Source organism: Pseudomonas sp. C5pp (assembly GCF_000814065.1).
Taxonomy (GTDB): domain Bacteria; phylum Pseudomonadota; class Gammaproteobacteria; order Pseudomonadales; family Pseudomonadaceae; genus Aquipseudomonas; species Aquipseudomonas asiatica.
Genome location: NZ_JWLN01000082.1, coordinates 1 through 1591, shown reverse-complemented (window position 1 = coordinate 1591; position 1591 = coordinate 1). Strand labels below are relative to the sequence as shown.

Below are 1591 nucleotides of genomic sequence, written 5' to 3'. Positions count from 1 at the left end.
GCTTCACCATCGCATTCGCGGGTGAACCCGCTCCTACAGGGCCCTGCCAAGTCAGTTGCTTCGGTGTTTTAGCCGACCATGTCCGGCTCGAAGGGGATGCTCTGCACCACCTCCAGCTCATACCCCGCCAGCCCCGCGTATTTCAGCGGCGGGCCCAGGTGGCGCAGCTTGCCCACGCCCAGGTCCTGCAGAATCTGCGCGCCTGTACCCACCTCCGAGTACACCTTCGATTGCCCACGCTGGTAAGGCCGCACCGGCTGGGTCAGCTGCGGCACGCGCTCCAGCAGCGCCTGCGAGGACTCATGGTTGGCCAGGATCACCACCACGCCGGCGCCTTCCTCGGCCACCTTCTGCAGCGCCGCCCACAGCGTCCAGTTGGCGGGGCCGGCGTATTCGGCGCCGACCAGGTCGCGCAGCGGGTCGATCACGTGCACTCGCACCAGGGTCGGCTGCTCGCGGCGGATATCGCCCATGACCATGGCCATGTGTACGCCACCTTCGATGCGGTCTTCGTAGGTGACCAGGCGGAAGGTGCCATGCACGGTCGGCAGTTCGCGTTCGCCGATGCGCTTGATGGTCTGCTCGGTGCTCAGGCGGTAGTGGATGAGGTCGGCGATGGTGCCTATCTTGATGCCGTGCCGGGCAGCGAACACCTCCAGGTCCGGGCGGCGGGCCATGGTGCCGTCATCGTTGAGTACTTCGACGATAACCGACGCCGGGGTGAACCCGGCCAGGCGCGCCAGGTCGCAGCCGGCTTCGGTGTGGCCGGCGCGCGTCAGTACACCGCCTTCGCGGGCGCGCAGGGGGAAGATGTGGCCGGGTTGCACCAGGTCTTCCGGGCGGGCGTTGGGGGCCATCGCCGCTGCCACCGTACGTGCCCGATCAGCAGCGGAAATACCGGTGGTAACACCCGTGGCCGCCTCGATCGACACGGTGAAGGCGGTACTGAAAACGCTGCCGTTGGCCGGCACCATCTGCTCCAGGCCCAGGCGTTGGCAGTGTTCGTCGGTCAGCGTCAGGCAGATCAGCCCGCGCGCTTCACGGGCCATGAAGTTGATGGCCTGGGCGTCGCAACGCTCGGCGGCGATCAGCAGGTCGCCTTCGTTTTCCCGGTCCTCGTCATCCACCAGCAGGACCATCTTGCCTTGCCGGTAGTCCTCGAGAAGTTCTTCGATGGTGTTGAAAGCCATGTTGCACGCTCACTGTGGTGGGATGATTATTATGGTATACCATCATACACAAATATCGCCGTAACAGGAGAGCAGCGCATGAAGGCCTATTGGATCGCCCATGTGGACGTGACCGACCCCGAGCAATACCAGCAGTACACCGAGCGCGCCCCGGCTGCCTTCAAGGCATTCGGCGGCCGTTTCCTGGCCCGTGGCGGGCGTAGCGAGGCGATGGAAGGGCGGCCTACCCCTCAGCGTAGCGTGGTGATCGAGTTCGATTCGTACGAGCAGGCGCTGGCGTGTTACCGGTCCGAGCTGTACCAGGAGGCTTGCAGCCATCGCCAGGGGGTGGCGAAGGCTGAGGTGATCATCGTCGAAGGGTTCGAGCCCTGAGTTGGATTTGCGGCCTCTTCGCGGGTAAA

2 protein-coding genes are annotated in these 1591 nt (G+C 65.0%); one reads left to right on the top strand and one right to left on the bottom strand.

The features are described from left to right. Positions 1 to 68: 68 nt before the first annotated feature. Positions 69 to 1190: a bifunctional 3,4-dihydroxy-2-butanone-4-phosphate synthase/GTP cyclohydrolase II gene (ribBA, locus tag RR51_RS28360; RefSeq protein WP_039615471.1), complete on the bottom strand. Its 1122-nt coding sequence runs from the start codon at positions 1188 to 1190 to the stop codon at positions 69 to 71. 78 nt (positions 1191 to 1268) lie between these two features. On the opposite strand from ribBA, the gene RR51_RS28355 reads away from it, so the two are divergent. Then, entirely contained in the window at positions 1269 to 1562 is a 294-nt protein-coding gene (locus tag RR51_RS28355; RefSeq protein ID WP_039615470.1) for a DUF1330 domain-containing protein, read from the top strand. Positions 1563 to 1591: the final 29 nt, after the last annotated feature.